Genomic DNA, 21,111 nt, shown 5'->3' on the forward strand with positions numbered 1-21,111 from the left:
GGCGACCGGCCTCGGAAGGACCGGCAAAGGGTCAGCGCCGGCCCTCCAGATAATCGTTCAGAACCTCGTGGAAGCGGCGCACACGGGCTTCCTGTTCACTGAGGTAGGCATCGTCATAGCCGCGCGACCGCAGACCCTTCTGCTGCTGCACCGCCACGGACAGGTCCTGGTCGATGAAATCGCCGACATCGTCGCGGCCATAGACCAGATGTTCCAGTTCCGCCTCACGCAGGGGGCGCGGGCCGCAGACGGTGTTGACGCTCTCCACCCCTTCGATCCGCGGGACCAGGCCCCAATATTCGAAGGTGCATTTGTTGGGGTCGCTGATATGCGGCTCGGTCCGGAAGATGTGGACGGAACCGTCCACGGGCGTGCCGGTGATGGTGATGTTCGGGAACAGGGTGTGGTGGAAATAGTCGGTCAGTTCCGCATCGCTCAGCTTTTCAAGATAGGTGTGGCCGCGGCTGGCCCCCACCTCGCGCTTGCGCTGCTGCAAGGCCTGGCGACCGTCGCGCGACCGTCCCTTGAAATCAGCCGGGTCCAGGTCCCAGGCCCGCAGCATCATTTCCCAGATCGGCTCCACCTCGTTGGGATGTTCGGCCCGCATGGAGGGCTGGCCCAACTCGATCATGCGGTTGTGGCCGCTGGGATACATTTCGAAGATGGTGGCCTTGTAATCCTCATCGATCATCTGGACCATCTGCGGATGGACGGTCGGCAGATGATAGCTTTCATTGAAATTGTCGGATGCGAACTTCCAGTTCGTCTCCACCTCCACCTTGCGCCAGACGACGCGGACCATCTTCTCCATCTCACGGTTTGCCAGCAGGGCCGGCAGCGGGTCGAGATAGTCCAGCAGAGGCTTGGCGTCGGGATCCATGCTGTACCAGACGAAGCCGCCCCAGGTGGCACACGGCACCTCCTTCAGCCGCAGCTTGCCGCAGGGATTGCCCTTGGCGAAATTCTCCGGGTCCTGTGCCGCCTGCAGCACGCCGTCCAGACCCCAGCGCCAGCCGTGATAGGCGCAGGTGAAGGCCGGGACGGAACCTGCCTCGCTGACCACAAGCCGGTTCCCGCGATGGCGGCAGACATTGTAGAAGGCACGTATGGACCCGTCTTCCTGCCGGACCAGCACCACGGCCTCGTGCCGGAACCGGTGGACCACGAAGTCGCCGGGTTCCTCCAGCTCCGCCTCACGCGCGCCGATATGCCAGATACGGGTCCACATATGGTCCCATTCGGCCTCCATGAAGGCGGGGGACCAGTAGCGGTCACCGGTGATCGGGTCGCCGCGCAACTGTGCGCTGGTGCCGCCATCCATCACGTCGGGATGAAGAATTGTGTCCATGTCCGGCCCTCCCTGGGGTGTTTATTCTTATATAATGGTCAGTGATGATTAAAGCAGACAGAACTGCTTCTTTCAAGGCAAATGCCCCTGCTCATGGTCCCGTGAGGGCCCGCGCGATCAGACCTAATTGCACCTCCGCAGCACCACCGAAGATGGTAGCGGCACGGCTGTTCAGGTAATCGCCGGGGATGGCCTCGCCGGGAACAGTCGGGCGGGGTGTCCAGCGCAGGGCGCGGGCCGACAGGATCTCTACCCCGATCTCGCCCACGGCCTGTTTCAGCCGGCTGGCCCGCAGTTTCAGGACGGAGGCGACGGAGCCGGGGCTTTCGCCGGGTCGCAGGCCGCCCAGGGTCTTCAATTCCAGCATTTCGAAGCAGTCGATATCGATCGCCACCTCTGCCAGGCGCGCCATCAGGCCGCGGTCACGACGGGGGTCGTCGCCTTCGGCGGCCATGGCGTCCATCGCCCGCTCTATCCGGCCAAGCCCGGCGCGGAGCCGGCTGCTGAACAGCCCGGCTCCGCGTTCGAACTCAAGCAGGTATTTGGCGTAGGTCCAGCCCTTGTTCTCTTCCCCGATGCGGTTGGCGCGGGGAACGCGCACATCGGTCAGGAATACCTGGTTCAGGTCATGCTCCCCCCCGATGGAGATGATGGGCCGCACCTCCACGCCGGGGCTGTCCATATCGATGACCAGGAAGCTGATCCCGTCCTGCTTGCGCCCGTCGGTCCCGGTGCGGACCAGGGTGAACATGCGGTTGGCATGATGGGCGTGAGTGGTCCAGATCTTGGACCCGTTCACGATGTAATCCTCGCCATCCGCCACCGCGCGGGTGGTCAGAGAAGCCAGGTCCGATCCGGCGCCGGGCTCGGAGAAGCCCTGGCACCAGTAATCCTCCCCAGACAGGATGCGCGGCAGGTATCGCTGCTTCTGCGCGTCCGATCCGAAGGCGATGATCACGGGACCGGCCAGCCGGACGCCAAGCGGATAGATCAGCGGGGCACCCGCCGCCGCGCATTCGCATTCGAATATGAAGCGCTGGATGGCGGTCCAGCCGGTCCCGCCATGCGCGCGCGGCCATAAGGGGGCGACCCAGCCGCGCGCGGCCAGCCGGCGGTGCCAGGGCAATGAGACTTCCGGTTCCGGAAAGACGCCGGTGGTCAGCCGCTGGCCCTGGCGCATCTCCGCCGTCAGATTGTCGGCAATGAAGGCGCGGACTTCTGCGCGGAACGCCTGTTCCGTGGTTGTCAGGTCCAGGTTCATGCTGTCACTCCCTGGTCCGGCGGCGGTAATACGGCGCTATGCATGTGCCCGCCCCCCGGCAGGATGGCGGCGGCATAGGCTTCATTGGCAGCGGCGGTCCCGCCATGGGACAGATCGAAGGCCAGCAGCTTGCGGAAATAGCTGGCGATGGGCAGTTCCTCCGATACACCCATGCCGCCATGCAGTTGCACCGCCTCCTTCGCCACCAGTCGGGCACAGCGTCCCACCTTGGCCTTCGCGGCCATGCCGGCCCGCGATCCGGCGGGCCCGCCGGATCGCAGGGAAGCCAGGATGGTGATGGCCTCCGCCTCCTCGCAGCAGACGGACATTTCGGCCAGCTTGTGCTGGACAGCCTGGAAGGCGGCGATGGGCCGTCCGAATTGCTGGCGCTGCTTCACATAATCCACGGTCTGTTCCAGCGCCGCGCGCATGGCGCCCACCGTTTCCCAGCAGGCGGCCAGCCGCACAGCATCCAGGTCGAGGGACAGCAACGTGGTATCGTCGGACGCACGGCCCAGAAGCACACCGGCCGCCGCCGGGGTGCTGTCCAGCGTGATGTCGGCGGCGTGGGTTCCGTCCAGGCAGGCAGCGGCACAGATCGTCAGGCCCGGCGCCGTGGCCGGCAGCAGGAACAGACCGCGCCCGCCATCGGGCAAGCAGGCGGTGATCAGCAATCGCCCTGCCGTGGCGGCACCGGCGGCCAGCGGCTTCCGCCCCGTCAGGCGCCATCCGCCCTGGTCGTCGGCATCGGCCTTCACCGGGGCTGCGGCCGGTTCCTGGAAGGCGAGGGCGGTCCGTTCGCCCCCCTCCATCATCGTCGTCAGGGCCGCCACGGCATCGGCATGATGGGCGTGACGGGCCAGCACGCCGCCGGCCAGGATGATGCAGGGCAGGAACGGTTCCACGACCAGATGCCGGCCCATGGCACGAGCCAGAAGGCCCGTTTCCAGCGCGCCACCGCCGAAACCGCCGGCATCTTCCGGGAATGGCAGGGCCAACCAGCCCATGTCAGCGAAATGGGCCCAGATTTCGGGCCGGCAGCCACCCGGCGACGCCAGACTGTGGTGCCTGTCCTCGAAGCCGTAGAATTTGCCAAGGAACCGCACGGCGCTGTCCTCAAGCAGCCTTTGTTCCTCGGTAAGGTCCAGTTGCATGGGCGTGCCATCCAGTCTTCAACGATCGACAAGCAAGCGGCTCGGCCGATAGCCGGAATGGGGTTCAAACAGGAAAGACCCGGCCATTCAGAAAATGGCCGGGTTCCGGTGGAAGGCCGTCAGAACTTGTATCCGACCTGCAACAGCACCTCACGCGGGCGGGCCAGCACGCCATTGGTGTCGCCAAGGCCACCCGGACGGTCCTGGCCGGAGACCAGCACCTTCTCGTTCGTCAGGTTCCGGCCGATCAGGCCCAGTTCCCAGCGCTCATCAGACGGGAACAGGCGCAGGCTGGCGCTCAGACGAGCGAAGCTGTCCTGCAGCGCTGCCGGCGACTGGGTCTGGATATAGTAGTAGTCGTCGGAATATTGCACGTCGCTGCTGACACTGAAGAACAGGTCCTCGGTGACATTCTGGGTGAAGGTGAAGCCAAGGCCCGCGACCCAGTCCGGCGCGTTCAGCGTCGGCCGGCCCGACAAATCCTGATAGGCGCCGCCGATGCAGCCCTGGGCCTGCGTCTGGCCGGAATAGCATTGGGCGTTCAGGTAGGAACGGTAGCGGCTGTGATTGTAGGCGAGCGAGCCGCGCAGCGTCAGGTCGCTGGTGGCCGCATAGGTGCCTTCCAGCTCGATGCCTTGCTGCCGCACCCGCGCCGCGTTGGCCGTGAAATAGGAACTGCTGACCGGGTCCCAGGAACTGACCTGCAGGTCCTTGAAATTATAGCGATAGGCCGTGACGTTATATTGCAGGCGGCGGTCGAGCGCCTGATGCTTCATCCCGGCTTCGAATCCCTCCACCGTTTCCGGCCCGTATTCGACCTGGCTGGCCAGCAGCCCCGCATTCACCAGCGAGGAAAGGCCAGCACCACCGGACTTGTAGCCCGTCTTGTAGGCGCCATAGATCATCAGATCGCTGTTGGGGCGCCAGGCCAGCGTTGCCTCGGGCGAGATATCGTCGTCCTTGAAATCCAGGTTGATGCGCCGGACCGGGAAGGCGGCGGCCACAGCGGCATTCGACCAGCCCACGCCGACGAAGGATTTCTTTTCCTCCCGTGTCCAGCGCGCACCACCGGACAGTTCCAGTTCCGGCGTGATGTCCCAGTTCAACTGGCCGAACATCGACCAGGTCTTGCCCGATGTCGCCGCCTCGCGGTTGATGGTGTGATACCAGCCGGTCAGCGGATCACGCGGGATGTCGTCCAGCTTGGTGCTGCCGCCGAAATCAAGCTGGCTGTCCTGGTAATAGGCCCCCAGCATGAAATTCAGATTGCCATCATATTCGCTGTAGAGCCGCAGTTCCTGGGTGACCTGCTCATACTTTTCCGCCTCCGTGGCGGAGATGGAGGCGAACGACGTCCAGTCGTTGTTCATCAGGTACTTGCTGTTATGGGTGTAGAACCCGGTGGAGGAGGCAAGCACCAGATTGTTGGCGAAGGCATAGCTGAGCGACAGGACGCTGACCAGTGAATCCTGGTCGCTATACTGTTCGCCGTCGCGGCCATGCAGATAATATTGCGCCACTTCCTGCGGAATGTCGGTGCTGGCGATGCGCCAGTCGGCCTTGCAGTCACCCTGCGGGTCGACGATGGTGCCACCGAAGATCCGGCGCAGCACGACCTGGTTGCTGCCGGAGCAATCCACGATCTCCATCTGCGAAACGGCACCGTCATCCTTGTACTGGGTGCCGGTCACCTTCAGCGTGGCCGTCAGCGGTCCGCCATCATCATAGGTCAGCGTCAGGCGGCCGTTCAGTTCCTTCTCGCCCAGCCGCTTGTCGCGCGCACCAGGCAGGATGGGCGGCTGCGTCGGGCTGGGATTGGCCTGCGCCACCGCGTCGTTGCGCATCCAGCCCTGCATCTCCCGCGCCCGCACCGCCAGACGCAGTCCCCAGGCGTCGTTCAGCGGGCCGCCGATCGCCGCCTCGCCGATCAGTTCGTCGGCGTTGAATTCATAGCCGATCCGGCCCGTCGCCTCGAAGTCGCGTGTCGGCCCCTTGGTCACGATGGAAACGACACCGGCGGGGCTGTTCTTGCCGAAGAACAGGGCCTGCGGCCCCTTCAGCACTTCCACCTGCTGAATGTCGAAATAGCTCTGCCACAGGGCGCGGCCGCGGCTGACCTGCACGCCGTCGATATTGATCGACACGGCCTGTTCAAAGCCGACATTCGCCCCTTCGGTGCCGATGCCGCGGATCGTGATGCCGGCACCGGCACCGCCCGCCGTGCGTGAGGCGACGTTCAGGTTTGGCGTCATCTGGGCGATATCGCCGATATTGTTGGAGCTGTACCGCTCGATATCCTCCGCCCCCATGGCGGAAACGGCCACGGGCACATCGGCCAAGCGTTCGGCGCGACGGCGTGCCGTCACGACGATTTCTTCCATGGCCAGTGCGTTGCCGGCCTGCGGCGAGGCCGTTTCCTGGGCCAGAACGGATGGCACGACGGTCAGCGGCAACAGCGCCGTGCTGGACAGCAGCACGAGGCGGGCGGCGAGCTTCTTGCTGTCGCGCCGGGCGCGACATTGATTCTTGCTGTCGCGCCGGGCGCGACCTTGGTGAATATTGGACATTTTCCCTCCCTGGGTGGCGCTTATTTGCTTTTGTCGACTGACCCCTTGCGGGGCCGTCCAGGCGCCGTCTTGTTGATATCAGGCCGTGCCGCTCCTTTGCTGGATTGATTCCATACGTATGTAATCCAGGAAGGGCGTGTTTATGCAAGCTCGCTGATAATGGCCGTGCCGGACGGGGGTGGCGTGGTTACAAGACAGGCACTTTGGATGCCCGGTCGGACATCCATCGGCGGGTCTTCTTCTCCCTGCTGATGGTGATTCTTTTCGTTGGAAGGAAGCCTAGCGCGCAATCATGATACAGTCAATACTGACTGATAAAAAACGGAATGATTGCTTGTTTTCAGGATTGGTGAACCTCACCGTGCTGCCACAATACGGCTTCTTCCAGAATGACCATGCCATGAACCGTGACCGGACCAACCGTTTCCCAGGCGGATTGCAGGGATTGCGCGCTTTCCCACCAACTGCTTTCCACATGGCGGCAGCAGGGCCGCCCCAGGCTGTCGGGCCAGTTCCCGATCAGGATATCACGTTCCACCCGCAGCGCTTCGCCGTCCGGCAACAGAACGCTGTGCCGATCCTGGCTTGCCGGCGGCACGGGGCGGGCATCATCCAGGAACAGCATCAGCTTCACCCGGCCGGCCAGGGCCGGGCGTGTGGGGCCGGATTTCACGGTTCGCGTGGTCGTAATGGTCATGCGCGCACCACCGGACATGAAATTGGGCTCGTCCAGTGCTGCCCCGTGCAGATATTCCGGACAATCGCGCAGCCTTTCCACCGCGGTGGCATCGTCCACCCATACTTCCGGGCAGCCATCGCCAGCCCAGACCAGGCCGGGCAGGTCCAGCTCCGCGCGGTGGTTCTGGACATAGGCGCGCATGATGCCGGGCGCGACCAGGCGCAGTGCCAGTTCGCGATGGATGGTGCGCCAATGGTGGCTGAAGCTGGCAAGATCGATATCAGGCCGGCGATCCAGCAGGCTGATCAGCTTCATCATGCGGAAATCCCCGAACCGTCTTCGCCATAGGGCACGCGGGTCATCATGCTCACTACCTCCTCTTCCACGGCGCGGGATAGAATGGTGCGGTATTCGGCGAAGCGGGGATGCCGGGTGAAGGGCAGCCTTTCCTGGAAATAGGTGTCGGCGTCGGGCAGTTCCCAGATGACGCGCAGGGTGAACGCCCGGCCGACACGCACCTGCCAGGCCCCCACCAGCTTCCAGCCTGAGGCGATGATCAGCGGCGTGACTTCCTGCATCGTGTCCAGGAAGGTGCGGAATTCAGCCGGTACGATGCGCAGTTCGACATGCAGGAAAACAGGCTCGGCCATCATGCTCCCTCCCAGGCGGAACCATCTTCGGCCAGTCGCAGGATGGCCAGCACGTCATCCGGTCCATTCAGCGCGCGGGCATTTGTGCGGCCCCAGATATCGTGCAGGGTCTTTTCCGCGATCCGTGCATAAAGGTCCGGTCCCACCCCCACCTCTGCCAGGGTGCGCGGCATGCCCAGCCGCAGGATCAGCCGGTCCAGCACCTGCGGCACCGGCCGGTCACCGGCATCCAGGGCGCGGGCGATGCGCTGATGGGCGGCCGCGACCGTGGCACCGTTCCACAATTGCACGGCCGGCGCCATGACGCAGGAGGTGTGGCCGTGCGGCACGCCGGCCACCGCCCCCAGCGCATGGCCGATGGCGTGGCTGGCGCCCATCGGGATGCCGCCGGCCAGCGCCGTCATGGATTGCCAGACCCCGATCTGGCAGCGCAGGCGGGCCGCCAGGTCACCGGGCCGGTCCTTGACCCGGACCAGCCCTTCGCCCAGCAGGCGCAGTGCGCTTTCCGCCAGCCCGTCGCAATAATCATTGGAAAAGGGGGAGGTCAGCGTTTCCACCGCGTGGTCGATGGCCCGCACGCCTGTGGACAGGAACAGCCATTCCGGCGTGTGCAGCGTGATGGCCGGGTCCAGCACAACGCAGACCGGTGCCATGCCCGCATGCCGGAACCCGTGCTTTTGCGACAGCGCCTCGTCCTTGGCGCCGGCCAGGGTATTGAACTCGCCGCCCGACAGGGTGGCGGGCACGGCAACCAGGGGAATGTCGGGGGCTGCCAGACCCGCGTCGGCGATCCGGCCCTGTTCATCATAGTGAACCTTCAGCCGGTCCAGCCCTTCAAGATCATCCACCCCGTGGCGCAGCGCCAGGATCAGGATCTTGGCGGCATCGATGACCGATCCGCCGCCAACCGCCACGACCATATCGGCCCCGGCATCACGGGCGGCACGGGTGGCGATGACGATATCGGCCTTGGGCGCATGCGGGCGGATGCCGCAATGGGTGGCGACATGACGCCATGCCAGCGCATCGCGGATACGGGTGATCTCGCCGGTCTGCTCTGCGAGATGGCGCCCCGCCAGCAGGAAGACGCGCCGGGCCCCCTGGCGGGCCGCTTCGCCGGCCACGATGTCGGCGGCCGGATACCCCATGGTCACGCGGCCGATCCCGCTGCCAGCCAGCTCTGTCCGGGGCAGGCCTTCATGCGCGCTCTCAATTCCGCTCATGCGGCGGTTCCTTTCAATTGACGCGGCGGGAATGGCCCGCCCAGTAGCGTTCGCGCAGGTCGCGGCGCAGCACCTTGCCGGCCGCACTGCGGGGCAGGGCTTCGGCGAAATCGATGCTTTTCGGCAGCTTGTACCCGGCGATACGGCCGCGGGCCCATTCGATCAGGCCGGCCGGGTCGGGCGTGCAGCCCGGCTTGGGCACGATGACGGCCTTCACCGCCTCGCCCCAGCGCGGATCGGGAACGCCGACCACAGCCACATCGGCCACATCGGGATGACCGAAAAGCGCGTTCTCGACCTCTGCGGGATAGATGTTTTCCCCACCGGAGATGATCATGTCCTTCAGCCGGTCCTGGATGAACAGGTATCCCTGGTCATCCATCAGCGCCGCATCGCCTGTGCGCAGCCAGCCGTCGGCTTGCAACGCCGCCGTTTCCGCGGGCATCTGCCAATAACCCGCCGTGTTGGCAACCGACCGGACTGCGATCTCGCCTACCGTTCCGGCCGGCAGGGGCCGGCCGTTCCCGTCCAGAATGGCGATATCGATGCCCGGCAGTGCCCGGCCGGCCGACCGAAGGCGCGCCCTGTCCGGTGAAAGATGGTCCTCCGGTGACAGGGCGGCCACCGTACCGGAAGTTTCCGTCATCCCATACATCTGCACGAAACCGCAGCCGAACCTCTCCATGGCCGCCCGCAGCAGTTCTTCCGGAATGGGGGAAGCGCCGTACAGGACATGGCGCAGGCAGGAGAAATCGGTTTGCGCCGCCAGGGGATGACGGATGACCGACTGGATGGCCGACGGTACCAGGAACAGCTTCGTGACGCGGTGTTCGCCCACGGCCCGCAGGATGGCCTCAACCTCGAATTCCCGCTGCACAAGCAGCGTCGCCCCGCCCTTCAGCGCCCGCAGGCCTTGGCCCGTGCCGCCGATATGGAAACAGGGCATGGAAACCAGTGCCACCTCTCCCGGCGTCCAGGTGAACCAGTCCGGTTCCGTCAGGCAGACGCCGTCGCGCACGCGCAGCAGGTTGCGATGGCTCAGCATCACCCCCTTGGGCCGCCCGGTCGTTCCGGAGGTGTAGAGCAGCAGGACCGGATCATCGACCCATGATGGCGCGCCGGGGGATGCCCCGGCATCGCGTGTTGCCCAATCCCACAGGCCCGGCACCTCACCGGACTCTGTGGAGAGGACAGGGCAGGTGCCGGCGAGGACAGCCGCCCTGTCCATGAAATCGGGCGTGGCGAACAGCAGCGACGGTGTGCAGTCCGCCATCAGCCCGGCCAGTTCGGCCGCCGCCATGCGCCAGTTCAGCGGAACCACCATGGCGCGCACCCGTGCGGCCGCCAACAGCAAAATGAAATAGGCATCGCTGTTCTTGCCCAGATAGGCGATGCGGTCACCCGGACGGATGCCAGCCGCGATCAGCGCACCGGCCAGCCGGCCCATCATCTGGTCCAGACCGGCATAGGATGTCCGCCGTCCGTCGAAGATCAGCGCCGTTGCCGCCGGTCTGGCTGCCGCATGGACGGCGATCAGGTCCGGAAGGGTCGGATCATGCATGGATGTCCTCCTGTCCCGGCCCGTCAGGCCGTCAGTGCCGCTGGCTCTTCCAGCAATCCGCGCAATGTCGCCATGAACTGCGCCGCCAGGGCCCCGTCGATGGCACGATGATCGGACGACAGCGACAATTGCATCAATGTGGCGAAACCCAGCGCGTGGTTCATGTCGATGGGCTGCCGCCGGGCCGCACCGACCGCCAGGATGGCGCCCTGCGGCGGATTGATGATGGCGTCGAACTGGTCGATGCCGTACATGCCCAGGTTGGAGATGGAGAAGCTGCCACCCTGGAATTCGTCCGCCTGCAGCCGGTTGGCGCGCGCTCGCTCGGCCAGAGCCTTCACATCGGCCGCGATGCGGGCCACGGACTTGGTGTCGGCCGCCCGCACGATGGGGGTGACCAGCCCCTTTTCGGTCGCCACGGCGATGGCGATGTCGGCCTGCCCGAAACGGTGGATCTCGTCGCCATGCACCTGGATATTCATGGCCGGATGCCGTTGCAGGGCCAGGGCCACAGCGCGGACGACATAGTCGTTGACCGAGGGTGCTTCCCCCGTGGCCGCCTTGGCCGCAGCCCGCATGGCCTGCAGCGCGTCCACCCGCACGCTCATGCGCAGGTAGAAATGCGGAATCGTCTGCTTCGACAGGGACAGTTGCCGCGCGATGGCCTTGCGCATCGGCGACATCCTGACAATCTCCACCACGCCGGGATCCGCCGTCGCGGGTGCCGGCGGCGAGGCGACCGGTTCCGAACGGGGGGCCGGGGCGGGCGGGAGGGTTGCGGGCTGCGATGCCACACGTTCCACCCTGCCCAGCACATCCTGCTTGCAGATGCGCCCGCGCGGACCCGTGCCGGTGAGGCCGGACAGGTTCACCCCATGCTGCACCGCCAGGCGCTTGGCCAGGGGCGAGGCGAAGACGGTATCCAACCCCGTCGTGGTCGGCATGACGGATACCGGCGCACCGCCACCGACGCTGACCGGCGGCCGGCTGGCCTGATCCACATCCTGATGGGTCACGCGGCCATCGCGGCCCGATCCCGCGATGGCGCCCACATCCACGCCCCGGCCCAGGGCCAGTTCACGGGCAGCCGGACTGATGCGGACATGATCGGGGATGGGGGATGGAGCCGATGCTATGGGCGGCGGCGGGGCCGGGGGGGCAGCCGGGGAGGGGCCGGCCGCGTCACCTGCCGCCGTGGAAACATCGGCCGGCTTGAAGGCCGCGATGAAGGCATCCAGTTCGGCCGGCGACGCGGTGCCGTCGCTGAACACACCCAGCAAGGCCCCGACCGGCAGGGTCTGGCCGACCTGTGCCAGGACGCGGGCAAGCGTGGCGTCGAACTCTGCCTCGACCTCGTTGGTGATCTTGTCGGTTTCGATCAGGGTGATCAGCTGACCTTTCTTGAAGGCATCGCCTTCCTTCAGCATCCATTCCCCAATCGTCCCCTCTGTCATCTCGATGCCCCATTTCGGCATCGTGAAGGCGCGCAGTTTGGCCATGTCGCTCACCCCTGCCGATAGGCCAGCGTCCGGCGGACGGCATCGGCGATGGAGGTGGGGGAGGGCAGGTACGCCTTTTCCAGTTCACGGGCGAACGGCACCGGCGTGTGCGGCGGGGTCACCATCGACACGGGCGCCCGCAGGCTGGCGAACGCCTTCGATGCCACCAATCCCGCGATATCGACGGCCAGGCCGCAGCGCGGCGGCGCCTCGTCCACCACGATCAGGCGGCCCGTCGTCTCCACGCTGTCCAGGATCGCCTCTTCGTCCAGGGGGCTGGTCGTGCGCAGGTCGATCACGTCGCAGGCGATGCCTTCCGCTGCCAGCGTGTCGGCCGCACGTTCGGAGAAACCCACCATCTGTCCGCAGGTGACGATGGTGGCGTCGCGTCCCTCCCGCGTCAGCCGGGCATGGCCGAAGGGGATCATGTACTCCCCCTCCGGAACCTCACCCTTGGTCGCGTACATGGCCTTGTGTTCGAAGAACAGCACGGGGTCGTCGCTGCGGATGGCCGTGGTCAGCAGGCCCTTGGCATCGGCCGGCGTCGTGGGCATCACCACCTGCAGGCCGGGGATGGAGGTCATCATCTGATAGGCGGCTTGGCTGTGCTGGGCGGCGGCATTGACGCCGGCACCGTAGGATATGCGCACCACCGCCGGGCAGGTCGACTTGCCGCCAAACATGTAGCGGAACTTGGCCATCTGGTTCCAAAGCTGGTCCAGGCAGACGCCGATGAAGTCGGCGAACATCAGTTCGGCAACGGGACGCTTGCCGGCAAGGGCCGCACCGGCGGCGGCGCCGATGATGGCGCTTTCCGAAATCGGCGTGTCGATCACCCGGCCGGCACCGAATTTATCGTAAAGACCGATGCTGGTCTTCCAGATGCCGCCGATGGCCTCCGGTCCGCCCTCGGTTCCCATGCCGCCGACCACGTCCTCGCCCAGAAGGATGACGTTCGGATCACGCGCCATCTCTTGATGCAGGGTGAGGTTGATCGCCTCACGCATCGTCATGACAGGCATTGGCGCTCACTCCCCTCAATAGTTTATGTAGACGTCCTTCAGGACGTCCTCGGGCCGCGGCGGGGCGGCGTTGCGCGCGGCTTCCACGCTGGCATCGATCTGGCTGACAACGTCGGCATCGATCCGGTCCAGGTCGGCCCCTTCCAGCAGTCCTGCCTCCGTCACGCGCTGGCGGAAGATGGTCAGGCAATCGCGCTCGTTGCGCAGCCGCTCCACCTCGCCGGGGCCGCGATAGCGCTGCGGGTCGCCCTCGAAATGGCCGAAGAAACGCTCAGTATCCAATTCGACGGCGGCGGGGCCGTTGCCGGCACGGCAATATTCCACCACCTCGCGCATGATGGCGTGCGTCTCGAAGAAGTCGCAGCCATTGCCACGCCAGACCTTCATGCCGAAGGCGGCGGCGCGGCCCGCGATGTCACCGGAGCCGACGGCATATTGATGGCCGGTATGTTCGGAATAATGGTTGTTCTCGAACACGAAGATGCAGGGCGCCTTGGTGACGACAGCCATGTTCATGGCCTCGAACGTCGTGCCCTGGTTGCAGGCGCCATCACCGCTGAAGGCAACCGACACCTGGCCCTTGCCATCCAGCCTGGCCGCGATGGCGGCACCGACGGCAATGGGCGCACCGGCACCGACGATGCCATTGGCCCCCAGCATGCCCTTCGTCACGTCGGCAATATGCATGGACCCGCCCTTGCCCTTGCACAGGCCGTCGGCGCGTCCATAGATTTCCTTCATCATGCCATCGACATCGCAGCCCTTGGCGATGCAATGGCCATGGCCGCGATGGGTGGAGATGATGAAATCCTCATCCGTCAGGTTCTCGCAGACACCGACGGCCACCGCCTCCTGTCCGGCATAAAGATGGGTGAAGCCTGCGATCTCGCCCGTCATGATCTGGGCATGCAGGCGTTCCTCGAACTCCCGGATGGTGCGCATCTGCCGGTAGGCGCGCGTAAGGTCTTCCCGATTGAGCTGCATTTCCCTCGCCTCTCGGCCTTGTTGGATCGGCATGGCGGCGGGCCGGGCCGCCATCGCCTTCTGGATATGCGGCGGCGTCGCCGGCGGGGGCCGGGCACCGCCCGTCATCTGCCTGGTCTGTCGAATTTTCCGCGCTTTGAAGGCTTGCGGCGCGCGGCCAGGCGGTTATACTGCATGCGTGCATTATAAAGTCAGGACAGACTGTTTTTCAAGCGACAAAACACCGCCAGGACGAAGGCGGGCACAGGGGAGGCAAGGATATGGAAACGCCCCAGCCGGCGGCCACACCCGTCTACGAGACGGCAGAGCCGGTATTGACCCGTGTCGATGGCGCGGTGGCCTGGATCACGCTGAACCGGCCATCCTTCGCCAATGCCCAGAACGGGCAGATGACCTACGCCCTTGACGATGCCTTCCGCCGGGCGGTGGATGACGATGCCGTCCGGGTCATCGTACTGGCGGGAGCGGGAAAGCATTTCTGTGCCGGCCATGATATCGGCACGCCCGGGCGTGATGCCGATGTCACCCAGGACCGCCGCCACCTCTGGTACGATCATGTCGGCAAGCCGGGTGCGGAATGGGCCTATGCGCGCGAACAGGAACTGTATCTGGGCATGTGCCGCCGCTGGCGCGATATGCCCAAGCCGACCATCGCCATGGTGCAGGGCGCCTGCATTGCGGGTGGTCTGGCGCTGGCCTGGGTCTGCGACCTGATCGTCGCGTCGGAAGATGCTTTTTTTCAAGACCCGGTGCTGCGCATGGGCATCCCCGGCATCGAATATTTCGCCCATGCGTTCGAGATGGCACCCCGTATGGCCAAGGAGTTTCTGTTCTTGGGCGACAAGCTGCCGGCGCGGCGTGCCATGGAAATGGGAATGGTCAATCGCGTCGTCGCGCGGGACGAACTGGAAGCGACGGTGGCGTCCATCGCCGAACGCATTGCCGCCAATCCGCGCCTGGCGCTGGCGCTGGCCAAGCAGGCTGTCAACCATGTCGAGGAATTGCGCGGCAAGCGCACAGCCATGGATGCCGTCTTCCATATGCACCATTTTGCACATGCCCAGAACAACCTGCTGACCGATGACCGGATCGGCGGGGTGACACACCGCGACATCGCGCGGAACAACCGCTCCTGACAGATTGGAGAGAGAGAAGAAGATGAGTGAGACGTTTCACCGGTTCGGCGCCGTGGATGACATCGCGAACGGACAGAGCCGTGCGGTGGAGTTGAACGGCTGGCCGGTCCTGGTCTGCCGTCAGGAAGACAAGTTCTTCGCAGTCATCAACCGTTGCACCCATGCCGCTTCGGCCATGGAAGGGGGGCGCATCCGCCGCAACACGGTATCATGCCCGCTGCACGGCGCGCGCTTCGACATGGGCAGCGGGGCCTGCGTCGGCGCGCCCTACCTGCCCTTGAAGACATTTTCCGTGCGGGTGGAGGACGGGCAGGTGGCGGTGGCCGTGCCCGATACGCCGCCGGGCCCGGAACATATGCCGATCCGCGGCGCCTATCCGGCCGGCTGAGCGGAAACCATAAAGGTCGTAGACAAGGAGAAATGCGGATGGTGGACATCATCGTCACCGATCGCGACGCCAGTATCCACCGGCTGGATGTGGAGGATGGCCAGTCCCTGATGCGCGCCCTGACCGGAGCCGGGTTGGATGTGCCGGCCCTGTGCGGCGGTGCCCGCGCCTGTGCCACCTGCCACGTCCATATCGACCCGGACTGGGCCGGGCGTCTGCCGGCGCAGGAGGAGGGGGAGCGGGAGCTTGTGTCGGAGGAGCCATCCTTCATCGATGGCCGGTCACGTCTGTCCTGCCAGATACCGGTCACCACAGCGCTCGACGGGCTGGCCCTGACCCTGGCCCCCCTGGACTGATCGCGAGCGGCCTGTCGCTGGCGATACGCGCGAAAAATACAGTCATAGTTGACTGACACATTCATTTTGCATTTGAACAGTCACAAATGACTGTTATAGTGGGCTCTGCCTGTTACAGGGTGTCCGTTCTCATAGCCGGGCTGTTCCCTGTGGCCGCCAGCCCGCCGCGTCGGCCCGGGCACACAGGTTCAATCAAGCACCAATAACCCGCCCGGCCATCGGCCAGGGGCGGGAAGCCGACCTATAGGGGGAGGAAGAAAATGGCCCATAATCCCGACGCCATCCTTGCGTCCACGTCGCGGGCGGCAGGCCCGTTCCTGTCGTTACGTCCCTGGCTGCTGGCAGGTGCCGCCTTCATGGCCGCACTGCCTGCAGCAGCGCAGGGGCAGCCGGCCGAGATGGATCAACTGGAAGCCATCGTCGTCACCGGCAGCCGCATCGTGCGCGACGGGTACGAGGCACCGACCCCTGTCAGCGTCGTGACAGCCGTGGAAATCGCCAAATCGGCGCCCGTCACCATCGCTGATTACGTGAACCAGATGCCGGCCCTGTCGGGCTCCACAACCCCGCGCACCGGTCAGGCCCTGGTAGGCGGCGGCACGGCGGGTGCCAATCTTCTGAACCTGCGCAATCTGGGTCCGAACCGTACCCTGACGCTGTTGAACGGCCGGCGGGTCACGCCGTCCATGCTGACCGGGGCCGTCGATGTCAACACCATGCCGACCGCGCTGGTGCAGCGCGTGGATGTGGTGACGGGTGGTGCTTCGGCCGCCTGGGGGTCCGATGCCGTGGCCGGCGTCGTCAATTTCGTGCTGGACACGAAATTCAGCGGCCTGAAGGGCGAGGTGCAGGGCGGGGGGACGACGCATGGCGATGGCGGCAACTGGTCCGGCAACCTGGCCGGCGGCACGTCGTTCGCCGATGGTCGCGGCCATATCGTCGCGGCCCTGAACTATTCCAAGGCCAGGACGGTGCTGGCGGAGGACCGCGACTGGTTCCGGGGGCACAAGGTCGTGCCCAACCCCACACCGGGCAATGGCCAGCCGGCCCGCCTGCTGCTGCCGGGCACGTCGCTGAACGTCACGTCGGGTGGGCTTGTCACCACCGGCCCGCTGCGTGGCGTGCATTTCGATGCCAACGGGAATTACGACCCGACGCCCTTCAATTTCGGGCAGGAAAGCGGCATCTATGCCATTGGCGGCGACCAGGATGATTATTCGGGCCGCACGGCGGAAATCGCCCAGCCGCTGGAGCAGGGCAGCGTCTTCTCTCATGTCAGCTACGACCTGACCGAGAATATCAACGTCTTCGGCGAGTTCTCCTATGGCGATTCCCGCGCCATCAACCATTCCGGCCCCTTCTTCCGCACCAGCGGCCAGTTCGCCGTGCGGACGGACAATGCCTATCTGCCCGCGGATGTGAAGGCCATGGCCGATGCCGCCGGGATCAACAGCTTCGGCCTGGGCTTTTCGGGCGAGCGCTACGGCCGGCCGCAGGGTATCAACGACCGGTCGGTACAGCGCTATCTGGGCGGTTTCGAAGCGGAACTGGGCGGTGACTGGCGCATGTCGGGCTATGCCCAGCACGGCGTGTCCAAGGTCGGCAATGTCGTGGAAAACAATCCGATCCTGTCGCGTTTCTTCCTGGCGGCCGACGCCGTCGTGGACCAGACGACGGGCGATATCGTCTGCCGCTCCACATTGTCCAATCCCATGAACGGGTGTGTGCCCATCAATCCGTTCGGCGCCGCGGCCCCCACCGATGCACAGCGCAATTACATCTGGGGTCGCGCGGAACAGAATATCCGTATTCAGCAGGATGTCTTCGCGCTGGACTTCTCCGGTACGCTGGCCAGCCTGCCGGCCGGCGACCTGTCGGTCGCGTTCGGCGGTGAATACCGCAAGGAGAAGGGGGAAGCCGATGCCGATCCGATCTCGCAGCAGACCCAGTTCTATGTCGGCAACTACAAGCCGTTCAGCGGTTCATACGATGTCAAGGAAGCCTATGCGGAATTTCTGCTGCCCGTCTTCCGCGACAGCAAGCTGGGCCGTTCCCTGGAACTGAACGCGGCCGGGCGCATCGCCGATTATTCGGAAAGCGGCCAGGTGGAAACCTGGAAACTGGGCGGCACCTATCGACCCGTGGACGAGGTGCAGTTCCGTGTCACGCGGTCCCGCGACATCCGCGCGCCCAACCTGAACGACATGTTCCTGGGCGGTGCGACGGTCCTGACCAATCTGGTCGATCCCTTCCGCGCGAACGAAGCGATCCAGGTCAATGTGACCGTGGCCGGCAACCGCAATCTTCAGCCCGAAATCGCCAATACCCTGACGGCCGGCGTGGTATATCAGCCCGACTGGCTGCCCGGTTTCTCGGCGTCGCTCGATGTCTATGACATCAAGATCAAGGAAGCTATCGCCACATCCTCCGCCCAGCAATTGCTGAACGCCTGCTATGGCGGCGACCAGCTCTATTGCTCCTTCATCACGCGCGACGGGGCGGGTGGCCGGGTTTCCTCCGTCCGCGTGGAACCGTTCAACCAGCGGTCGGAGGTGGCGCGCGGCCTGGATATCGAATTCGGCTATCGCACCTATCTGGGTGAGGGGTCGCTCGACCTGCGCGGCATGCTGAACTATGTCGACAAGCTGGACATCAATTCCACCGTCGCCACCGTCTCCCGCGCGGGCGAGGTGGGCACCAATCTGGGCGCCGCGCAGGGCGTGCCGCACTGGCGCGGTCTGTTCACGGCCGGGTACAGTCTGAACCCGATCGATGTGCAGTTGAAGGCCCGCTTCATCGGCGCGTCCAAGATCGAGGCGGATTATGGCCCCGCCGACATCAACCGCAACAAGGTGCCGGCCATCGTCTATCTGGACGCCTTCTTCGGCTGGACCTTGCCCGTGGCGGAAGGCACGACGCAGCTTTTTGTCGGGGTGGAAAACCTGCTGGACCAGAATCCACCCATCTCGCAGTCGCAGGACAATTCCGGCTGCTGCTCGTCCGGCGCCAACCCCTTCGTTTATGACCTGATCGGCCGTTCCATCCGGGGCGGCATCCGGTTTAAGTTCTGATCGCATGGATCGCGGCCGGGGCCTGGGTCCCCGGCCGCAACCGCCTTCATGGACATGCGGAAGGGGATAAGGCCTTGCTGAAACGACTGGCGACCTCGCCGTCCTACGCGATGGTGCTGCTTTTCCTGGCCTATACGATGAATTTCGTGGATCGCCAGTTGATCACGGTGCTGCTCAATGACATCCGCGCCGACCTTGGTCTGAGCGATGCCCAGCTTGGCATCATCAGCGGCGCGGGTTTCGCGCTGTTCTACGTCATCGCGGGCGTGCCGCTGGGCTATCTGGCAGACCGCATCAACCGCAGCCGGCTGCTGGCCGCCTCCATCATCGTATGGAGCGGGATGACGGCACTCTGCGGTGCTGCGAGCAGCTTCACCCAGATGCTGCTGGCCCGGATCGGCGTGGCGGTGGGGGAGGCTGGTGGCACCCCGGCATCCCTGTCGCTGATCGGCGACTATTATCCGCCGGCTGTGCGTTCTTCCAAGCTCGGCATCTATTTCTCGGGCGCGGCGCTGGCCACCATGGTGTCCTATGCCGTGGGTGGCTGGGTGAACGAGATGTTCGGCTGGCGTGTGACCTTCGCCCTGTTCGCGCTGCCCGGCATCCTGATCGGGCTGGCGCTTCTGTTCACGATCCAGGAGCCGCCGCGCGGCCGGTTCGACGAGGGAAAGCCGGTCGCAGACCTGACGCTGCGCCGGGGCCTGGCCGTGCTGATGCGCACGCCGCTGTTCCCCACGCTGTGCCTTGGCTATGTCGGGTCGAATTTCGTGCTTTACACGGTGCTGACCTGGGGGCCCAGCGTGGCCATGCGCAGCTATGGGCTGGGCAGCGGCGATATCGGTCTCCTGATGGGACTGACATCCGGGATCGTGGCGGGTGCTGCCCATATCCTGGGCGGGTTGCTGGCCGACCGGTTGCGCCGGGCCGGCGGGCATGTGCCGCTCTACTACACTGCCGCGACCCAGGTGGCGTGCGCCCTGCTGGTCCTGGCCTTCCTGACAGCCGGCAGCTTCAGCCTGTTCGCCGTGTTCTTCGCACTGGCCTTCGGGGCCGGGGCGCTTTACGCCGCGCCATCCATGGCGGTGACGCAATCGATCCTGCCCCCCAACCTGCGGGCCATGGGTGCCGCCATCCTGCTGCTGTTCGGCACGGTGGCCGGGCTTGGGATGGGGCCGCTGATCGTCGGCGCGCTGAGTGATCATCTGCACCCCGTCCATGGCGAGCAGAGCCTGCGCCTGGCATTGCTGGTGCTGGTGCTGGTCGGGCTGCTGACATCGCTGGTCTATGCCTATGCCGCCTGGCGTTTGCGCGCCGATCCGCAAGACACAGCAATGGAGCCCGGCTGATGCAAACAAGGTCGCAAGCCTTCGGCCTGACCGACGCGGAACTGGCCACCCGCTCCACCGTCTATCGCGATGACGCGCTGCTGGGCCAGGTGATCCTGGTCACGGGCGGGGCCGGTGGGTTCGGCCGGGCAATGGCCATCCTGTTCACCCGGCTGGGGGCGGATGTGGTGATCGCCGGACGCGACGGCGACAGGCTGGCCGCCGCCGCCGCGTCCGTCGGCAATCTGACGGGCCGCACCCCCTTCCACCATCCCGTCAATATCCGCCAGCCCGACAGCGTCGATGCCCTGTATGACGCCGTCCAGGCACGGCACGGGCGTATCGATACGCTGGTCAATAATGCCGGCGGCCAGTTCGCGCAGAACGCTATCGATTTCAGCCGCAAGGGCTGGCTGGCCGTTATCGACACCAACCTGAACGGCACATGGTGGATGATGCAGGGCGCCGCCCAGCGCTGGCGCGATCAGGCCCGGCCCGGCAACATCATCAATATCGTTGTGCCCATCGCCCGTGGTATCCCCCAGACGGCACATACGACCGCGGCACGGGCCGGCATCGTCTATCTGTCCAAGACGGTATCGACCGAATGGGCGCCCTTGGGCATCCGCGTCAATTGCGTCGCCCCCGGCACCATCGAAAGCGACGGGTTCCAGCATTACGACCCGGTGGCCGTCGCCCGGTTCCGCAATGCCAATCCCTTGAAGATGCTGGGCGATGTCTGGGATGTGGCGGAAGGCTGCGCCTATCTGGCCGCCCCCTCCGCCAAGTTCATCACGGGCGAGGTGCTGACCATCGATGGCGGCATGCAGCAATGGGGTACGGCCTGGTCCGCCGGGCGGCCCGATTACTTCAAGGAAGGGGAATGA

The 21,111-nt window shown here is 65.4% G+C and carries 17 protein-coding genes; 6 read left to right on the forward strand and 11 right to left on the reverse strand.

The annotated features are described in order from the left end of the window. Positions 1 to 31 precede the first annotated feature (31 nt). The 11 genes from ABC728_RS07060 to ABC728_RS07110 form a co-directional block, all read right to left on the reverse strand. Positions 32 to 1,348 carry an aromatic ring-hydroxylating oxygenase subunit alpha gene (locus tag ABC728_RS07060; RefSeq protein WP_416617738.1) on the reverse strand — a complete coding sequence of 439 codons (1,317 nt, stop codon included), beginning with the start codon at positions 1,346 to 1,348 and terminating at the stop codon, positions 32 to 34. Positions 1,349 to 1,439: 91 nt separating this feature from the next. After that, the gene (locus ABC728_RS07065; RefSeq protein ID WP_416617739.1) at positions 1,440 to 2,609 is read right to left on the reverse strand and encodes an acyl-CoA dehydrogenase family protein; all 1,170 of its coding nucleotides are present in this window, start codon (positions 2,607 to 2,609) and stop codon (positions 1,440 to 1,442) included. Continuing rightward, a complete protein-coding gene (locus ABC728_RS07070; protein WP_416617740.1) occupies positions 2,606 to 3,763 on the reverse strand; it encodes an acyl-CoA dehydrogenase family protein in 1,158 nt (385 codons plus the stop codon). The genes ABC728_RS07065 and ABC728_RS07070 overlap by 4 nt, the downstream gene beginning before the upstream one ends. 119 nt (positions 3,764 to 3,882) lie before the next feature. Continuing rightward, positions 3,883 to 6,330 carry a TonB-dependent receptor gene (locus tag ABC728_RS07075; RefSeq protein WP_416617741.1) on the reverse strand — a complete coding sequence of 816 codons (2,448 nt, stop codon included), beginning with the start codon at positions 6,328 to 6,330 and terminating at the stop codon, positions 3,883 to 3,885. A 340-nt stretch (positions 6,331 to 6,670) separates the two neighbouring features. Beyond that, positions 6,671 to 7,327 (reverse strand): EthD domain-containing protein, encoded by a 657-nt coding sequence (locus ABC728_RS07080; protein ID WP_416617742.1) that lies wholly within the window; start codon positions 7,325 to 7,327, stop codon positions 6,671 to 6,673. Further along, positions 7,324 to 7,662, reverse strand: a complete 339-nt coding sequence (locus tag ABC728_RS07085; protein WP_416617743.1) for an NIPSNAP family protein — start codon at positions 7,660 to 7,662, stop codon at positions 7,324 to 7,326. Before ABC728_RS07085 ends, ABC728_RS07080 begins: the two co-directional genes overlap by 4 nt. Continuing rightward, positions 7,659 to 8,882 (reverse strand): iron-containing alcohol dehydrogenase, encoded by a 1,224-nt coding sequence (locus tag ABC728_RS07090; protein ID WP_416617744.1) that lies wholly within the window; start codon positions 8,880 to 8,882, stop codon positions 7,659 to 7,661. Before ABC728_RS07090 ends, ABC728_RS07085 begins: the two co-directional genes overlap by 4 nt. A gap of 13 nt (positions 8,883 to 8,895) precedes the next feature. Next, the gene (locus ABC728_RS07095) at positions 8,896 to 10,443 is read right to left on the reverse strand and encodes a long-chain-fatty-acid--CoA ligase (RefSeq protein ID WP_416617745.1); all 1,548 of its coding nucleotides are present in this window, start codon (positions 10,441 to 10,443) and stop codon (positions 8,896 to 8,898) included. Between the two features lie 23 nt (positions 10,444 to 10,466). Then, positions 10,467 to 11,942, reverse strand: coding sequence for a 2-oxo acid dehydrogenase subunit E2 (locus ABC728_RS07100; RefSeq protein WP_416617746.1), 1,476 nt, complete (start codon positions 11,940 to 11,942; stop codon positions 10,467 to 10,469). Between the two features lie 5 nt (positions 11,943 to 11,947). Then, positions 11,948 to 12,964 carry an alpha-ketoacid dehydrogenase subunit beta gene (locus ABC728_RS07105; RefSeq protein WP_416617747.1) on the reverse strand — a complete coding sequence of 339 codons (1,017 nt, stop codon included), beginning with the start codon at positions 12,962 to 12,964 and terminating at the stop codon, positions 11,948 to 11,950. Positions 12,965 to 12,979: 15 nt separating this feature from the next. Next, positions 12,980 to 13,948 carry a thiamine pyrophosphate-dependent dehydrogenase E1 component subunit alpha gene (locus ABC728_RS07110; RefSeq protein ID WP_416617748.1) on the reverse strand — a complete coding sequence of 323 codons (969 nt, stop codon included), beginning with the start codon at positions 13,946 to 13,948 and terminating at the stop codon, positions 12,980 to 12,982. Between the two features lie 260 nt (positions 13,949 to 14,208). Between ABC728_RS07110 and ABC728_RS07115 the strand changes: the two genes are divergently transcribed. The 6 genes from ABC728_RS07115 to ABC728_RS07140 all read left to right on the forward strand — a co-directional run bounded on the left by ABC728_RS07115 (position 14,209) and on the right by ABC728_RS07140 (position 21,111). Beyond that, positions 14,209 to 15,084: an enoyl-CoA hydratase gene (locus ABC728_RS07115; RefSeq protein WP_416617749.1), complete on the forward strand. Its 876-nt coding sequence runs from the start codon at positions 14,209 to 14,211 to the stop codon at positions 15,082 to 15,084. Between the two features lie 22 nt (positions 15,085 to 15,106). Continuing rightward, positions 15,107 to 15,472 carry a Rieske (2Fe-2S) protein gene (locus tag ABC728_RS07120; RefSeq protein WP_416617750.1) on the forward strand — a complete coding sequence of 122 codons (366 nt, stop codon included), beginning with the start codon at positions 15,107 to 15,109 and terminating at the stop codon, positions 15,470 to 15,472. A 38-nt stretch (positions 15,473 to 15,510) separates the two neighbouring features. Continuing rightward, complete coding sequence (locus tag ABC728_RS07125; RefSeq protein WP_416617751.1) at positions 15,511 to 15,828, forward strand: 2Fe-2S iron-sulfur cluster-binding protein; 318 nt, start codon at positions 15,511 to 15,513, stop codon at positions 15,826 to 15,828. Positions 15,829 to 16,088: 260 nt separating this feature from the next. Then, positions 16,089 to 18,899, forward strand: a complete 2,811-nt coding sequence (locus tag ABC728_RS07130; protein WP_416617752.1) for a TonB-dependent receptor plug domain-containing protein — start codon at positions 16,089 to 16,091, stop codon at positions 18,897 to 18,899. A gap of 74 nt (positions 18,900 to 18,973) precedes the next feature. Continuing rightward, positions 18,974 to 20,245, forward strand: a complete 1,272-nt coding sequence (locus tag ABC728_RS07135; RefSeq protein ID WP_416617753.1) for a spinster family MFS transporter — start codon at positions 18,974 to 18,976, stop codon at positions 20,243 to 20,245. Continuing rightward, entirely contained in the window at positions 20,245 to 21,111 is an 867-nt protein-coding gene (locus ABC728_RS07140; RefSeq protein ID WP_416617754.1) for an SDR family oxidoreductase, read from the forward strand. The genes ABC728_RS07135 and ABC728_RS07140 overlap by 1 nt, the downstream gene beginning before the upstream one ends.

The organism is Niveispirillum fermenti, from assembly GCF_052474395.1.